Consider the following 16380-nt stretch of genomic DNA (forward strand, 5'->3'; position numbering starts at 1 on the left):
CGATCTGCCGAGCGCGCCCTCTGCACGACTCTCCTCGTACTTGCTCCCGGGAATTTCCGAGCCATGGCCCAGATCGCCCTGAAAATCGACGTCGACACGCTGCGCGGCACGCATGAAGGCGTGCCGAACCTGGTTCGGCTGCTCGCCGACGCGCAGGCACGCGCCACTTTCCTGTTCAGCCTGGGCCCCGACCACACGGGCTGGGCGCTCAAGCGCGTTTTCCGCCCCGGCTTCCTGAAGAAGGTATCGCGCACCTCCGTCGTAGAACACTACGGCTTCAAGACATTGATGTACGGCACGCTGCTGCCGGGCCCCGATATCGGCCGTCGCGGCGCCGACGCCATGCGCGCCGTGGCGCGAGCCGGGCACGAGACCGGGATCCACACGTGGGATCACGTCTACTGGCAGGACAACGTGCGCGGCCGCGATGCGGCCTGGACCGGGAAGCAGATGACGCGTGCGTACGAACGCTTCACCGACATCTTCGGCACACCGCCTGTCACGCATGGTGCGGCTGGCTGGCAGATGAACAACCACGCGTTCCGCCAGATCGACGCCTGGGGCATGAAGTACGCCTCGGACGGGCGGGGCGAGGCGCCCCACTACCCTGTCGTTGACGGCAAGCGCCTGTCGCATGTTCAGATGCCGACAACACTGCCGACGGTTGATGAACTTCTCGGCATCGACGGCCGCGACGCCGACGGCGTGGCCCGGCATTTGCTTGCCCTGACCGAAAATCCGGCGCAAGATCACGTGTTCACGTTGCATGCCGAACTCGAAGGCCAGAAACTCGCGCCGCTGTTCGCGAAGCTGCTGGCCGGCTGGCGTGCGCAGGGCCATGATCTCGTCACCATGGGCGAATATCATGCCACCCTGGATCTCGCCGCGCTGCCGGCCCGGCCGGTTGTGTGGGGCGAGGTGGAAGGCCGGTCCGGCGAACTGATCGTCGAAGGCCGCGCCGCCTGAGCGCTACCAACAACAATACGCAGTCACGCTTATGGGCAGCACGCAGGCCCACTATCCAAGGAGCTTATAGTGACGGTCGCAATCGATACCCCCGTCGCCGATTTCTCCGCACCGGCCACCGGAGGGGACTTCTCCCTGAAGGCGCTGCGCGGACGCAAGCTGGTGATCTATTTTTACCCGAAGGACAACACGCCGGGCTGCACGACGGAAGGCATGAATTTCCGCGATGCCTACGACCAGTTCACGGCCGCCGGCGCCGAGATTGCCGGCGTGTCGCGCGACAGCCTGCGCTCGCACGAAAATTTCAAGGCCAAGCTCGAGCTGCCCTTCCCGCTCATCTCCGACGGTGACGAAGCCGTGTGCCATCTGTTCGACGTCATCAAGAAGAAAAAATTGTATGGTAAAGAACACCTTGGCATCGAACGCAGCACGTTCCTGATCGACGCCGACGGCGTCCTCCGAAAGGCATGGCGCGGGGTCAGGGTGCCGAGCCATGTGGACGAAGTTTTGGCGGCTGTACAAGCGTTATAAGTGGCGTTATAGTCGGTCGTAATGATCGAGCGCAACCTAGAACTCAGAGATTGTGAGCGTCGCCACGGCATTGGCGGCGCCCGCAGCCAAGCCGCCTCTCCGGTGCGTCCGGGCAGGCGGCTTTTTTGTTGCTGAGACGTGAAAACGTCGCAGTCGAGTGTTTTTCTTGAACGGGAAATCTATGCCATTGCCATCGGCGCCGACGAAACCGGGCACGCTACTTGCCCCGGACCAGTTCCCCACCCGCCTGAAACCCTCGCGCACGGAGGCCAAGAAGCCCATTCCTCAAGCTGAACAGACGGCCCTGGGCGAACCCGGCGGCGGACAATCCGCCGCTGCGCCCAATCGTGCAACATCCAACCTCGCGGCGGCCGGCAACCCCGTGGTGGCGAAAGCCCCTGCCGCCAACAACGAACACCCGTCCGCCCGCTCGCCGCGCCCGTCGCCCGGCGGCGAGTCCGCGCGTGGCGGGGCATCGAAACCGTCATCCGGCGCACCGCAATCGAAGGGCAGTGCCGCGCGCACGCGCGGTGGTGAGCCGGCCAAGTTGTTCGTACTCGATACCAACGTGCTGATGCACGACCCGAGCAGCCTCTTCCGTTTCGAAGAACACGACGTCTATCTGCCCATGATGACGCTCGAGGAACTCGACAACCACAAGAAGGGGATGTCCGAAGTCGCGCGCAATGCACGTCAGGTCAGCCGTACGCTGGACGGCCTGGTTGCCGACAGCGGCACCACTGGCATGGCGGACGGCATTCTGCTGTCCCGCCTGGGCAACAAGGACGCCGCAGGACGGCTGTACTTCCAGACCGACCTGCCGCAAACGGAACCTCTGGAAGGCCTGCCGCAGGGCAAGGCCGACAACCAGATCCTCGGCGTGGTGCGGGCGCTGCAGAAGAAGTTCGCGGATCGACAGGTCGTGCTGGTGTCAAAGGACATCAACATGCGCGTCAAGGCGCATGCGCTCGGACTTCCGGCCGAGGACTACTTCAACGACAAGGTGCTCGAGGACAGCGACCTGCTGTATTCGGGCGTCATGGCCCTGCCGCTGGACTTCTGGACGAAGCACGGCAAGGGCATGGAAAGCTGGCAGGACAATCGTACCGGCACCACGTTCTACCGCATCACCGGCCCGGCGTGTGCAAACTTCCTGATCAACCAGTTCGTCTTTCTCGAAACCAATAACGGAGAAGCACCGTTCTACGCCCAGGTCCGCGAGATCAACGGCAAGACGGCGCTGCTGCAGACATTGCGCGACTACGGCCACCACAAGAACAATGTGTGGGGCATCACGGCGCGCAACCGCGAGCAGAATTTCGCGCTGAACCTGCTGATGAACCCGGAAGTGGATTTCATCACGTTGCTCGGCCAGGCCGGCACCGGCAAGACGCTGCTCGCGCTTGCTGCCGGACTCTCGCAGACGCTCGACGAAAAGCGCTACAACGAGATCATCATCACGCGCGCGACGGTACCGGTCGGCGAAGACATCGGCTTCCTGCCCGGGACCGAGGAAGAGAAGATGCAGCCGTGGATGGGCGCGTTCGACGACAACCTCGAAGTCCTCCAGAAGACCGACGATTCCGCCGGCGACTGGGGCCGCGCGGCCACCCAGGAGCTGATCCGTTCGCGCCTGAAGGTCAAGAGCATGAACTTCATGCGCGGGCGCACGTTCGTGAACAAGTTCGTCATCATCGACGAGGCGCAGAACCTGACGCCGAAGCAGATGAAGACGCTCGTGACACGCGCGGGTCCGGGCACGAAGCTGATCTGCCTGGGCAACATCGCCCAGATCGACACGCCGTACCTGACCGAAGGCAGTTCCGGTCTGACGTATGTCGTGGATCGCTTCAAGGGATGGGGGCACAGCGGACACGTCACGCTCGCGCGCGGCGAACGCTCCCGCCTCGCCGACTACGCAGCCGATATTCTCTGACGCGTCGGCTTCATCGGATCGACAGCGCCCCTCGGGGCGCTTTTTTTGCGCCGCGCGGCTGAGGAGGATGATCGGACGACTGGCAGTTCAATAGGCGATTACCCTGTCGACTTTGCCGGAACGCCTGAGTACACTCACTTGGGGTCTGTGAACCGCGAGAACAACAACCGGAGTCCGCGATGCCAACAACAACCCAGCGTATCCGTGCGATTTGCCTGGCCGGCGCCGCATTATCCTTATCCGCGTCCGCGGCCGAACTGGCTGTCTATCAAGGCGGCCTCCAGGTGTCCCAAGGCAGTAACCGCGCCCAGACATACTCGTGGGGTGTCGAATATCGCCACCCCATCTCCGATCACTTTTCCGGCAGTCTCATCTACCTGAACGAAGGCCACGTGCCCGATCATCACCGTGACGGCACCGGGGCACAGCTTTGGTGGCGCAGCGGCCAGGCGGACGTCGGCCCGGTCTTCGAGGTCGGCGCCGGTCCCTATCGTTTCTTCGACACAACCGCAGCCGGCAACGGCGCCGGCTTCGCCGATGCGCACGGGTGGGGGGTGCTGGCCAGCGCGGCGGCCAACTGGTATTTCGAGAGCGGCTGGTTCGCGTCGCTGCGCGTGAACCGTGTTCAGGCGCGCCACAGCTACAATTCGACTGCGCTGATCGCCGGCCTCGGCTACCGCTTCGGCAGTGAGACGAAACCGCGCGACGCCGCACCCGAAGGTTTGTACGACTGGCGCGACGGACGCTGGGAAATCGACGGCGCATTGGGCAAGACCGTCGTCAATAGCTTCCATTCGGAACACGCGTTTGCGAAGAGCGCCGACCTGCGCCTGAAGCTGACCGACCATCTCACCGGCTCGGTCTCGTTCATCAACGAAGGTGACGCCCGGCTCGAACGGCGTTGGGGCGGCGCGGCGCAATTGTGGCTCGACGACCAATTGACGGAGCGCTTCTCGGTCGGCGCCGGCATGGGTCCCTACGTCGCAATTGACAAGTATCATCATCCGGGAGAGAAATCGGCGCCCGACGTGTCCTTACTCGTCTCGGCCACCGCCGCATACGCATTCACGCCGAGATGGGTCACACGCGCAATCTGGCACCGCGTGGCCACCGGGTACAGCCGCGACGCAGATATTTTCATGCTGGCAATGGGCTACCGGTTCTGAGCGATGGCGCGTGAGGCTGCGGGTTGTGACGTGCGTGCGACACATTCGTTCCGGCAATGCGCCCAACAGGTGCATCGTACGGCTAAACGACGTAATATCGTCGCCATGCATTCCTCCGATCTTGTCCGCCTGCCGGCGCGTTTGCTGCCGATGCTTGCGGTGACCGCCCTCGTCGCGGCGTGCTCGAGCACACCGACGCGCTATGCCGGCAACGGCGATCTCCGCGCCCGGCCGTATGGCGCGGAGAAAAGTGCCGGCCAGGAAGAAATCACGCTCGCTGCCATGGGGCTCGTCGGCGTGCCGTACCGCTACGGCGGCAATACGCCCGACTCGGGCTTCGATTGTAGCGGCCTCGTGCGCTACGTCGTGCTGCGCGCCGCCGGTGTCAACCTGCCGCGCACGACAGAGCAGATGAGCACCGTCGGGACATCGATCGACCTCGATCAACTGGCCTCCGGCGATCTCGTCTACTTCAACACGACAGGCCGTTCGCACTCGCACGTCGGCATCTACGTCGGCAACGGGCAGTTCGTGCACGCGCCCGCGACAGGCGGGACGGTGCGGCTCGCGAACATGAGCCTGCCGTACTGGGCCGGCCGCTTCGATGGGGTGCGCCGCGTCGCCGCCAATCTCGCGCCGGGGAGCGACACGACCTATGTAAATCGTGCGCCTGCGCCGCTACCGCCACCCGGTGCCCGCCCAACGCCGGCCAACGCCGCCGGCAACGCTACGGCCCCGCTCGACGACGATCCCATCGCCCGTTTCGCCGACGGCACGTTCTGAGAACACACGCCCCTGAAGCAAAAAAGCGGCCGAAGCCGCTTTCTTACCTTCCGCAGACTGGCATGATGACGGATCAGAGGATCTGCTTGCCGACCCACCAGGCGATGGCGGCAATGAATGCCGACGCGGGAATCGTCAGGACCCACGCCCAGACAATATTGCCCGCCACGCCCCAGCGCACGGCCGCCAGCTTCTGCGTCGCGCCCACACCGACAATGGCGCCGGTGATCGTATGCGTCGTCGAGACCGGCACGCCCAGCCACGAGGCGAAGAACAGCGTAAACGCCCCGCCCGTCTCCGCACAGAAGCCGCCGACCGGCTTGAGCTTGGTGATCTTCTGCCCCATCGTGCGGACAATGCGCCAGCCACCGAACATCGTGCCCAGCCCAATCGCGAGATAACAGCAAATGATCACCCAGACCGGCGGCTCGCTGGCCGTCTGCGGCCACAGGCCCGCCGCAATCAGCAGCATCCAGATGATGCCGATGGTCTTCTGCGCATCATTACCGCCGTGACCCAGGCTGTACATGCCGGCCGAGATCAGCTGCAAACGCCGGAACCAGCGATCGACACGCGATGGCGGCGTGCGGAAGAACATCCATGACACCAGCAGCATGAAGAACGACCCCAGCACGAAGCCGAGCAGCGGCGAAATGAAGATGAACGCCACGGTCTGCATCAGGCCGCTCGCCACCAGCGAGCCGGTGCCCGCCTTCGCCACTGCCGCACCGACGAGGCCGCCGATCAGCGCATGCGAGGAGCTCGACGGAATCCCGTAGTACCACGTGATGATGTTCCACGCGATCGCGCCGACAAGCGCGCCGAAGATGACGTAATGATCGACGATCTCCGGATTCACGGTGCCCTTGCCGACCGTCGCAGCGACCTTCAGGTGGAATATGAACAACGCGAGAATGTTGAAGAACGCGGCAAAAGCCACGGCCTGGTGTGGCTTCAGGACGCCCGTCGAGACCACCGTGGCGATCGAGTTGGCGGCGTCGTGAAAGCCGTTCATGAAGTCGAACAGGATCGCAAGCGCGACCAGGAGTCCGACCAGCCACAAACTAATGTGGAGGGTTGCCATCAATCCGTCTCCGCTCAGGCGTTTTCCAGCACAATGCCTTCGATGATGTTGGCAACGTCCTCGCATTTGTCGGTGACCGACTCGAGCAGTTCCGACACGGCTTTTTGCTTGATCAGGTTCTTCACATCATCTTCCTCGCGGAACAGCTTCGAGAGGGAGCCGCGCAGCAGACGATCCGCATCCGATTCCAGACGGTCGATTTCCTCGCAGAACTTGAGGATGTCGCGCGCGCGGTCGAGATCGCTCAGCAGCTTGACCGCACTTTGCACGCGCTCGCAGCAGTTGATGCAGATGTGGCCCAGTTGCTTGGCTTCCTGCGTCACACCCTTGATGTCGTACATCCAGATGGCGGTGGCGACGTCTTCCATCAGGTCGATGATGTCGTCCATCGTGCTGATCAGCTTGTGGATTTCATCGCGATCGAACGGCGTGATGAACGTCTTGTGCATCAGATCGATGGTTTCGTGCGTAATGCGGTCTGCCTTCTTCTCATTGTTTTGCACGGCGATCGTATGCGATTCTGCATTGGGCAGATCGTCGATCATGGCGGCAAGTTCATGGCTGGCTGCCACCATGCACTCGGCGTGCTGGTTGAACAGTTCAAAGAACTTGCCCTCGGTGGGCATGAAGCGACCGAACATTCTGGAAAACTCCGGGAGATTGGATGGGTGTACGGCGTAATCGTCCCAAGGCCTCTTCAGGCCCCGGACGACACAAAAACGTCACATTCTACCCTGTCCGGCGCCCGTACATCCGACGCACGCCGAAACAAGGTTCAATAGTCTGACCCGCCAACGGTAAATCCGCCGGCGAAATTGTCGAACTTGGTGTAGGCCCCGATGAACGCCAGGCGTACCGTGCCGATCGGCCCGTTACGCTGCTTGCCGATGATGATCTCGGCGGAGCCCTTGTCGGGCGAGTCGGGATTGTAGACTTCATCGCGGTAGATGAAGAGGATGATGTCCGCGTCCTGTTCGATAGCGCCGGATTCGCGCAAATCGGACATGACGGGCCGCTTGTTGGGACGCTGCTCAAGACTTCGGTTCAACTGCGACAACGCGATGACCGGCACGTTCAGTTCCTTGGCCAGCGCTTTGAGCGAACGTGAGATTTCCGAAATTTCGGTCGCACGATTCTCGCCACCGCCCGAACCGCTCATCAGCTGCAGGTAATCGATGATGATGAGTCCGAGCTTGCCGCACTGGCGCGACAGACGCCGCGCGCGCGCGCGCAACTCCATGGGGTTCAGCGCAGGCGTTTCGTCGACGAACAGCTGCGTCTCGTTCATCTTCTGCATCGCGTGCGTAAGCTTCGGCCAGTCTTCATCGACGAGCTTGCCGGTACGCAAACGATGTTGGTCGAGACGGCCGACCGAACCGAGCATACGCATGGCGAGCTGCGTGCCCGGCATTTCCATCGAGAACACCGCGACCGGCAATCCTTCCTCGACGGCGATGTGCTCGCCGATGTTCATCGAGAAGGTGGTCTTCCCCATCGACGGGCGGCCGGCCACGATGATGAGATCGCCGCCCTGAAAGCCCGATGTCATCTTGTCGAGATCGATGAAGCCCGTGGGAATGCCGGTGATGTCGCTGCCGCTCTCGCGGTGATACAGCTCGTCGATTCGCTCGACGACCTGCGTCAGCAGCGGCTGGAGTTCAAGGAAGCCCTGGGTGCCGCGCGAGCCTTCTTCAGCGATCGCGAAGACCTTGGACTCGGCCTCGTCGAGCATCTGCCGGACTTCCTTGCCCTGCGGATTGAAGGCATCGGAAGCAATTTCGTCTGCCACGGTGACGAGCTTGCGCAGCACCGCGCGGTCACGCACGATTTCCGCGTAACGGCGAATGTTCGCCGCGCTCGGCGTATTCTGCGCGAGTGCATTGAGATACACCAGCCCGCCGACATCGTCGGCCTTGCCGGCGGTCGTCAACGATTCGTAGACCGTGATCACGTCAGCAGGACGGTCGCCCGAAATCAGGCGGCCGATGTGCTGGTAAATCATCCGGTGATCGTACCGGTAGAAATCGGATTCGCTCAGGAAGTCGCCGATGCGGTCCCACGCCGAGTTATCGAGCAGGAGCCCCCCAAGGACGGACTGCTCCGCCTCAACGGAATGGGGCGGCACCTTGAGCGATTCGAGCTGTGGGTCGGGAGCGTTCATGCCCGAGATTATACCTTGCGGACGGTCACGCTCAGGCATGTCCGATCGAGGACGGCGGGCTTTCCCGGCAGGCGGCATGGCGATGGCTGATACAGCGGATGAAGGCAGAGGGACGGCGGCGCCGTGCGCCGCTGCGGCCGCGCGGCCCGGTCATTTGCGGCGCGCGGACATAAAAAAACGGAAGCCGGCGAACCGGCTTCCGTTTCGCGTCGGGAAGCGTGACGCTTAGGCGTGTTCGCCCAGCACCGACACGTTCACTTCGATCACGACGTCCGTGTGCAGGGCAACTTGCACCGGGAAGTCGCCAACGGTCTTCAGCGGACCGTTCGGCAGACGCACTTGCGACTTTTCGAGTTCGACGCCTTGCGTGCGCAGGGCTTCGGCGATGTCGAAGTTCGTGACCGAACCGAACAGACGGCCGTCGACGCCAGCCTTCTGCGAGATTTGCACGGTCGTGCCGGCAACCTTCTCGCCCAGGGCTTGGGCAGCGGCCAGCTTCTCGGCGGCAGCCTTTTCGAGATCCGCACGGCGGGTTTCGAATTCGGCGATCGCGTCTTGCGTGGCGCGGCGGGCCTTCTTGTTCGGGATCAGGAAGTTACGAGCGAAACCATCCTTGACCTTGACGACGTCGCCGAGGTTACCCAGATTGACGACTTTTTCCAGCAGAATCACTTGCATTATCTATTCTCCTTCGTCGACCGGCGCTTAAGCACCGTGCAGATCGGTGTACGGCAGCAGCGCGAGGAAACGCGCACGCTTGATGGCCGTGTCCAGCTGGCGCTGGTAATGCGCCTTCGTGCCGGTCAGGCGAGCCGGGGTGATCTTGCCGTTGTCGCCGATGAAGTCCTTCAGCGTTTCGACATCCTTGTAGTCGATCTGGTCGACGCCTGCCACCGTGAAGCGGCAGAATTTCTTGCGCTTGAACAGCGGGTTCTGCTGTTGGCGGCGGCGGTCAAACTTTTTGTTTTTCCCGTTAGGACGTGGCATGTTCAATCCTCTTCAATCTTTTGCAATGCTGTGATGTGAAACACCAGGGTGCGGCTGTTGCGATGCTTCTTGGCGAGGAAACCTGCCCATTGGGCCGGTTTCTCCAGCCCCAGCGCAATGACTTTCGCGCTGATCGGGCCAATCGCCACTGCCGGCATCGAGAACTCGACCTGGCGGGCGATCCCCGCCTCTTCGGTCTGTCCCGCATGCGCCAATGTCAGATCGATGACGGGAAGTCCGGCCGGGGTATAGCGAATAACGCCGATTTCAGCGATGCTCGCTTCGAGCCTGAGACGATTCACGCGATCGATGTACGCAATGGCGCCCTGATGTGATCCTGAGTTCTATTTACGCAGCCGAGGCTTCGGTGGCGGCAGGCGCAGCAGCCTTCTTGGCTTCTTCGCGGGCCACTTCCTTCATCATCGGCGACGGAGCCGTTTCGGCCTTCTTCATGCGCACGACGAGGTGACGCAGAACGGCGTCGTTGAACTTGAACGCGTGTTCGAGTTCGTCCAGGGTCTCTTGATCGCACTCGATGTTCAGGCACACGTAATGCGCCTTCGCGAGCTTCTCGATCATGTATGCCAGTTGGCGGCGGCCCCAGTCTTCGACGCGGTGGATCTTGCCTTCACGGGCGGTCACCATGCCACGGTAACGTTCGATCATGGCGGGCACTTGCTCGCTCTGATCGGGGTGAACAATGAATACGACTTCATAATGACGCATATGGTGCTCCTTATGGACAAAGCCGCCCGGGCGTCAGAACCAGTGCAGCAAGGTTGCAGAACACGCGATTCTAACGGAAATCGCCCCGCGCTTCAAGGGGAACCTCGATTCAGCCGTTATCGATCCAGTAATTGGGGCGCGCATAGGTCTGCCGCAGCTGATCGATGAACAATCGCACGCGGGCGGGCTGGAAGCGTTGCTGCGGATAGACCGCGAGGATGTCGTAATCGGGCAGCGCGTATTCGTCGAGCACCGTCTCCAGTTCGCCGCTGGCCAATTCGCGCTGGATTTCCCAAGTGGAACGCCACCCGAGGCCCAGGCCCTCGAGCGCCCAGCGGTGCAGCAGTTCGCCGTCGTTGCAGTCGAGATTGCCCGCCACGCGAATCGTCACGATCTTGCCCTGGCGGCGGAAATACCAGCCCCGCTGCTGCCCGCCCTGCAGGTTGAACGCCAGGCAATTGTGCTTCGCGAGGTCTTCCAGCGTCTTGGGCCGGCCGTGGCGCGCGAAATACGCCGGCGTGCCGCATACGACCCGGCTGTTCTGCGCAAGCTTCACCGCCACGAAATTCGGATCGACGGTGCCGCCGATCCGAATCCCCATATCGTAGCCCTCGCGCACGATATCGACGACGCGATCCGTCAGATTGAATGAAATCTGCACCTCGGGATGATTCCGCAGGAAAGCCGGCGCGTGCGGCGCGACATGCTTGCGGCCGAACGCCGCCGGCGCCGACACGATCAGGTGGCCCGACACTGCGTGGCGGCCCGCGCTGATCTCGTTTTCCGCCATGTCCCAGTCGCCGAGCAGTTGCTTGCAACGGTCGAGGAACGCGCCGCCCTCTTCCGACAAGACGAGCCGGCGGGTGGAACGATACATCAGCTTGATGCCGAGGCGCTTTTCCAGGGCGTCGATACGCCGACCGAGGATCACCGGCGACACGCCCTCCTTGAGCGCCGCCGCCGCGAGACTCCCGGCTTCGGCCACCTGCACGAAGGTCTCGATCTGCTTGAAGCGGTCCATCTCTCCTCCATCCGATACTTTTTGTTTCTAAAAAACAGATTTTTTGTGATCTTATCAAACAAATCGTACCGGACTAAAGTGGCTCCATCGAATAACGGACATTCCCATTGGAGGAGCAATCATGGCCAAAATGACCGCCGTCGAAGCCGCAGTGCGGGTTCTGGAGAAAGAAGGTATCACGACCGCATTCGGCGTGCCGGGTGCCGCAATCAACCCCTTCTACTCGGCAATGCGCAAGGCAGGCAGCGTCGAGCACGTGCTGGCTCGTCACGTCGAGGGCGCCTCGCACATGGCCGAAGGCTACACGCGCGCCGAAGCCGGCAACATCGGGGTGTGTATCGGCACCTCGGGCCCGGCTGGCACGGACATGATCACCGGCCTGTACTCGGCCTGGGCAGATTCCATCCCCATTCTGTGCATTACCGGCCAGGCGCCGCGCGCCCGTCTGTACAAGGAAGACTTCCAGGCCGTCGATATCGAATCGATCGCCAAGCCGGTGACCAAGTGGGCCGTGACGGTGCGTGAGCCCGCCCTCGTGCCGCGCGTGTTCCAGCAAGCCTTCCACCTCATGCGCTCTGGCCGCCCGGGTCCGGTCCTGATTGACTTGCCGTTCGACGTGCAAGTCGCCGAAATCGACTTCGATCCGGACACCTACGAACCGCTGCCGGTCTACAAGCCCGCAGCCACGCGAGCCCAGATCGAAAAAGCCATCTCGATGCTGATCGAATCGGAACGTCCGCTGATCGTATCGGGCGGCGGTGTGATCAACGCCGACGCGGCCGATCTGCTCGTCGAGTTCGCCGAGACGGTCAACGTGCCGGTCGTGCCGACGCTCATGAGCTGGGGTGCCATCGCCGACGACCATCCGTTGATGGCCGGCATGGTCGGTCTGCAAACGTCGCATCGCTTCGGCAACGCCACGATGCTCGCCTCGGACTTCGTGATGGGCATCGGCAATCGCTGGGCCAATCGCCACACGGGCAGCGTCGAAGTGTTCACGAAGGGTCGCAAGTTTGTGCATGTGGACATCGAACCGACGCAAATCGGCCGTGTGTTCGGCCCGGACTACGGCATCGTGTCGGACGCCCGTGCTGCGCTCAAGCTGTTCGTCGAAGTTGCCAAGGAATTGAAGGCCGCAGGCCGCCTGCCGGACCGTTCGCAATGGGTCGCCGATTGCCAGAAGCGCAAACGCACCATGCTGCGTCGCACGGACTTCGATCAGGTGCCTATCAAGCCGCAGCGCGTGTATCAGGAAATGAACGCGTTCTTCGGCCGCGACGTGCGCTACGTCTCGACCATCGGTCTGTCGCAGATCGCCGCTGCGCAGTTCCTGACGGTCAACAAGCCGCGTCACTGGGTCAATTGCGGTCAGGCCGGCCCGCTCGGCTGGACCATCCCTGCCGCGATCGGCGTGAAGGTGGCTTCGCCGTCGTCGGATGTGGTGGCCATTTCGGGTGACTACGACTTCCAGTTCATGATCGAAGAGTTGGCCGTCGCCGCGCAGTTCAAGGTGCCGTACATCCACCTCGTGGTAAACAACTCGTACCTCGGCCTGATCCGTCAGGCGCAGCGCAACTTCGACATGGATTACTGCGTGCAGCTCGCGTTCGAGAACGTCAATTCGCCTGAACTGAACGGCTACGGCGTCGACCACGTGAAGGTTGCCGAGGGCCTCGGTTGCAAGGCGATCCGCGTGTTCCAGCCGAACGACATTCAGCCGGCGTTTGCACAAGCGCGCAAGCTGATGGCCGAGTTCTCGGTGCCGGTGGTGGTCGAAGTGATCCTGGAGCGTGTGACGAACATCGCGATGGGCACCGAAATCAACAACGTGACCGAATTCGAAGAAATCGTCGACGTGGTCGAGGAAGACAACACGGTGTCGGCATAAGGCGCGCAAGCGCAATCGCCGAGACCGGGCTTCCACCCCCCAAGCCAATCATCGAGGAGTAAGCAATGCCGAAGTTCGCCGCCAACCTGACCATGCTGTTCAACGAGGTTCCGTTTCTCGACCGCTTCAAGGCGGCCGCTGCAGCGGGCTTCCGGGGCGTGGAGTTCCTGTTCCCGTACGCGTTCCATCGCGACCAGATCGCCGACAAGCTGAACCAGTACCAACTGGATCTGGTGCTGCACAACCTGCCGGCCGGCAATTGGGAGGCAGGCGAGCGCGGCATCGCGATCCTGCCGGAGCGCGTGTCGGAGTTCCGCGAAGGCGTGGGCGAAGCGATTGTCTATGCCAAGGCGCTTGGCGTGAAGCAGTTGAACTGCCTCGTCGGCAAGCAGCCCGCCGATCTGTCGAACGAGACGGCGCGTGAAACGCTTGTCGGCAACCTGCGTTTCGCCGCCGAACAGTTGAAGGCCGAGGGCATCCGCCTGCTGGTCGAGCCGATCAACACCTTCGACATTCCGGGCTTCTACGTCAGCGGCACGAAGCAGGCGCTCGGCATCTTCGACGAAGTCGGTTCGGACAACCTGTTCCTGCAGTACGACATCTATCACATGCAGCGCATGGAAGGCGAATTGGCCAAGACGATCGAGACGAACCTGTCGCGCATCGCTCACGTCCAGTTGGCCGACAATCCGGGCCGCAACGAGCCGGGCACGGGCGAGATCAACTACGCGTATCTCTTCGCGTTGCTCGACCGCATCGGCTACGACGGCTGGATCGGCTGCGAGTACAAGCCCGCGACGAACACCGTCGACGGCCTGGGCTGGTTCAAGGCCGCGGGGCTGCGCGAAGCCGCGTAAGCCGCCGCCCGCATTGCATTGATACACGGTTTTCCCCGACAGAAACCGAAACAGGATTTACGGCGATGAACCTGTCGCCGCCCCCGGATCGACGAGGAGAGAGGGTCCCGCCGGCCGCGTGCTGGGGGGCATGCGGCCGGGCCCACGGGAATCGTGGGCCATCGTGAGCCACACGGCGGACGACCCTGCCCCGCGCGATTTATCCATCGAGACAGAGGAGTAACAACATGGCACAAGTAGGATTCATTGGCCTGGGCATCATGGGCGCACCGATGGCGAAGCATCTGCAGAACGGCGGCCACAAGCTGTTCCTGTACGAGCGCCGCACGCCCCCGCAGGACCTGATCGACGGTCAGGCTACGTGCTGTACGTCGGCCAAGGAAGTGGCCAAGCGCGCCGACATCATTTTCGTGATGGTGCCGGACACGCCGGACGTGGGCACCGTGCTGTTCGGCGAAGACGGCCTGGCCGAAGGTCTGACCGCCGGCAAGATCGTGGTCGACATGAGCTCGATCTCACCGATCGAAACGAAGGAATACGCCAAGAAGATCAAGGCGCTGGGTTGCGAATACCTGGACGCGCCGGTGTCGGGCGGCGAAGTGGGCGCCAAGGCTGCGTCGCTGACGATCATGGTCGGCGGCACGCAGGAAGCGTTCAACGACGTCAAGCCCCTGTTCGAACTGATGGGCAAGAACATCACGCTCGTCGGCGATTCGGGCGCGGGTCAGACGTGCAAGGTGGCCAACCAGATCATCGTCGCGCTGACGATTGAAGCCGTGGGTGAAGCGCTGCTGTTCGCATCGAAGGCAGGCGCCGATCCGGCGCGCGTTCGTGAGGCGCTGATGGGCGGTTTCGCCTCGTCGCGGATTCTCGAAGTGCACGGCGAGCGCATGGTCAAGCGCAACTTTGAACCGGGCTTCCGTATCGCCCTGCACCAGAAGGACCTGAATCTGGCACTGCAAAGCGCGAAGGCGCTGGGCGTTGCGTTGCCGAACACGGCGACCTGCCAGGAGCTGTTCAACATGTGCGCCGCGAACGGCGGCTCGGCATGGGATCACTCGGGTCTGGTGCGCGCGCTGGAAATCATGGCGAACCACACGGTCGCCTGAAGCATTACGACGGACCGCAAGACGCCGTCTTCGCGGTCAGCAGCGCCCGGTTTCGGCCGGGCGCTTTTTTTTTGCATCCGCTTTTTTGCATCAGTAGTTTTCGAACAGCGATTGCATGCGCTCGGCCGGCACGCCCGCCTGCAGCGCGAGCATCAGCAGGACACGCGCCTTGAACGGCGGCAGATTGCCGGCGCTGACGAAGCCGTACTGGTCGTCCGGCGCGGCGCCGTTGTGCATGACATGGCCGCTGCCGACGCGCGATGCGCGCACGACGGTGACCCCGCGCTGCACGGCCTCGTCGAGCGCCTGCTGCAGCGAGACATGCAACGAGCCATTTCCGGTGCCTGCGACGACGATACCGCGCACGCCGGCTTCGACGAGTGCGTCGACGGCGATACGCGACACGCCGGCATAGCTGGCAACGACTTCCACGGCGGGCAACTCGCCCGTGATGCCGACGAACTCGCTCTCCACCGAATGAAATTGCAGCGGCATCCGCTGGAAGGCGACACGGTCGTCCTGCACCCAACCGAGCACGCCGACTTCAGGCGAATGAAAGGCGTCGACCGCGTAAGTGCTCGTCTTCACCACGTCGCGAGCGCAATGGATCTGATTATTGACGGCCACGAGCACGCCACGGCCGCCGGAGATCGGATCGGCGGCGACGCGCACGGCATTGAGCAAATTCAGCGGGCCATCCGCAGACAGCGCGGTTGCAGGCCGCATGGCCGCAGTGATGACGACCGGCTTGTGGCTGTTGAGCGTGAGGTGGAGGTAATATGCCGTCTCTTCGAGCGTGTCGGTGCCGTGGGTAATCACGGCGCCGGCGACGTCCGGCTGCGAGAGCACGGCATTGAGCCGCGCTGCCAATTTTTGCCAGAGCGCGCAACTCATGTCCTTGCTGTCGATCTGCGCGACCTGCTCGGCATGGATATGGGCAATGCCGCCCAACGCCGGCACGGCCGACAGCAAATCCTGAATGCCGAGGATGCCGGCCTGGTAGCCAGCCGTGCGGGTCGCGTCCGGTGCGCTGCCCGCGATGGTGCCGCCCGTCGCCAGCAAGGCGATACGCGGCAGTTCGGCGGCCGGCGCCACATAGCGCGGCGATGCGGTGTGAGAAGTAGCAGTCATGCCCCGATTGTAACCAATCCCGCACGGGTTCCCA

At 62.8% G+C, this 16380-nt stretch carries 17 protein-coding genes; 8 read left to right on the forward strand and 9 right to left on the reverse strand.

The features are described from left to right. Positions 1-63: 63 nt before the first annotated feature. The 5 genes from PTE30175_RS16900 (at position 64) to PTE30175_RS16920 (ending at position 5382) form a co-directional block, all read left to right on the forward strand. Positions 64-966 (forward strand): polysaccharide deacetylase family protein, encoded by a 903-nt coding sequence (locus PTE30175_RS16900; RefSeq protein ID WP_150698232.1) that lies wholly within the window; start codon positions 64-66, stop codon positions 964-966. 69 nt (positions 967-1035) lie between these two features. Then, entirely contained in the window at positions 1036-1497 is a 462-nt protein-coding gene (locus tag PTE30175_RS16905; protein ID WP_150698233.1) for a peroxiredoxin, read from the forward strand. A 181-nt stretch (positions 1498-1678) separates the two neighbouring features. Then, positions 1679-3433 (forward strand): PhoH family protein, encoded by a 1755-nt coding sequence (locus PTE30175_RS16910; protein WP_150698234.1) that lies wholly within the window; start codon positions 1679-1681, stop codon positions 3431-3433. A gap of 179 nt (positions 3434-3612) precedes the next feature. Further along, positions 3613-4599: a hypothetical protein gene (locus tag PTE30175_RS16915; protein ID WP_150698235.1), complete on the forward strand. Its 987-nt coding sequence runs from the start codon at positions 3613-3615 to the stop codon at positions 4597-4599. Positions 4600-4704: 105 nt separating this feature from the next. Then, positions 4705-5382: a C40 family peptidase gene (locus PTE30175_RS16920; protein WP_150698236.1), complete on the forward strand. Its 678-nt coding sequence runs from the start codon at positions 4705-4707 to the stop codon at positions 5380-5382. A 73-nt stretch (positions 5383-5455) separates the two neighbouring features. Here the strand turns inward: PTE30175_RS16920 and PTE30175_RS16925 are convergent, their stop codons facing one another. The 8 genes from PTE30175_RS16925 to PTE30175_RS16960 all read right to left on the reverse strand — a co-directional run bounded on the left by PTE30175_RS16925 (position 5456) and on the right by PTE30175_RS16960 (position 11361). Continuing rightward, on the reverse strand, positions 5456-6466 hold the full coding sequence (locus PTE30175_RS16925; RefSeq protein WP_150698237.1) for an inorganic phosphate transporter: 1011 nt from the start codon (positions 6464-6466) through the stop codon (positions 5456-5458). Between the two features lie 14 nt (positions 6467-6480). Continuing rightward, on the reverse strand, positions 6481-7107 hold the full coding sequence (locus PTE30175_RS16930; protein ID WP_150698238.1) for a DUF47 domain-containing protein: 627 nt from the start codon (positions 7105-7107) through the stop codon (positions 6481-6483). A gap of 134 nt (positions 7108-7241) precedes the next feature. Further along, positions 7242-8627 (reverse strand): replicative DNA helicase, encoded by a 1386-nt coding sequence (locus tag PTE30175_RS16935; protein WP_150698239.1) that lies wholly within the window; start codon positions 8625-8627, stop codon positions 7242-7244. A gap of 225 nt (positions 8628-8852) precedes the next feature. After that, positions 8853-9305 carry a 50S ribosomal protein L9 gene (gene rplI, locus PTE30175_RS16940; RefSeq protein WP_150698240.1) on the reverse strand — a complete coding sequence of 151 codons (453 nt, stop codon included), beginning with the start codon at positions 9303-9305 and terminating at the stop codon, positions 8853-8855. A 27-nt stretch (positions 9306-9332) separates the two neighbouring features. Beyond that, entirely contained in the window at positions 9333-9614 is a 282-nt protein-coding gene (gene rpsR, locus PTE30175_RS16945) for a 30S ribosomal protein S18 (RefSeq protein ID WP_150698241.1), read from the reverse strand. A 2-nt stretch (positions 9615-9616) separates the two neighbouring features. Next, complete coding sequence (gene priB / locus PTE30175_RS16950; RefSeq protein WP_150698242.1) at positions 9617-9916, reverse strand: primosomal replication protein N; 300 nt, start codon at positions 9914-9916, stop codon at positions 9617-9619. Between the two features lie 46 nt (positions 9917-9962). Beyond that, on the reverse strand, positions 9963-10340 hold the full coding sequence (gene rpsF, locus PTE30175_RS16955; RefSeq protein WP_150698243.1) for a 30S ribosomal protein S6: 378 nt from the start codon (positions 10338-10340) through the stop codon (positions 9963-9965). Between the two features lie 109 nt (positions 10341-10449). Beyond that, positions 10450-11361, reverse strand: a complete 912-nt coding sequence (locus tag PTE30175_RS16960; RefSeq protein WP_150698244.1) for a LysR family transcriptional regulator — start codon at positions 11359-11361, stop codon at positions 10450-10452. A 121-nt stretch (positions 11362-11482) separates the two neighbouring features. Between PTE30175_RS16960 and gcl the strand changes: the two genes are divergently transcribed. The 3 genes from gcl (at position 11483) to glxR (ending at position 15215) form a co-directional block, all read left to right on the forward strand. Continuing rightward, positions 11483-13249 (forward strand): glyoxylate carboligase, encoded by a 1767-nt coding sequence (gene gcl, locus PTE30175_RS16965; protein ID WP_150698245.1) that lies wholly within the window; start codon positions 11483-11485, stop codon positions 13247-13249. A gap of 65 nt (positions 13250-13314) precedes the next feature. Beyond that, positions 13315-14106 (forward strand): hydroxypyruvate isomerase, encoded by a 792-nt coding sequence (hyi, locus tag PTE30175_RS16970; RefSeq protein ID WP_150698246.1) that lies wholly within the window; start codon positions 13315-13317, stop codon positions 14104-14106. Between the two features lie 227 nt (positions 14107-14333). Beyond that, the gene (glxR, locus tag PTE30175_RS16975) at positions 14334-15215 is read left to right on the forward strand and encodes a 2-hydroxy-3-oxopropionate reductase (RefSeq protein WP_150698247.1); all 882 of its coding nucleotides are present in this window, start codon (positions 14334-14336) and stop codon (positions 15213-15215) included. A gap of 90 nt (positions 15216-15305) precedes the next feature. Here the strand turns inward: glxR and PTE30175_RS16980 are convergent, their stop codons facing one another. Further along, entirely contained in the window at positions 15306-16346 is a 1041-nt protein-coding gene (locus PTE30175_RS16980; protein ID WP_150698248.1) for an asparaginase, read from the reverse strand. Between the last annotated feature and the right edge of the window lie 34 nt (positions 16347-16380).

Origin of the sequence: Pandoraea terrae (genome assembly GCF_902459695.1) — a bacterium.
Classification (GTDB): Bacteria; Pseudomonadota; Gammaproteobacteria; order Burkholderiales; family Burkholderiaceae; genus Pandoraea; species Pandoraea terrae.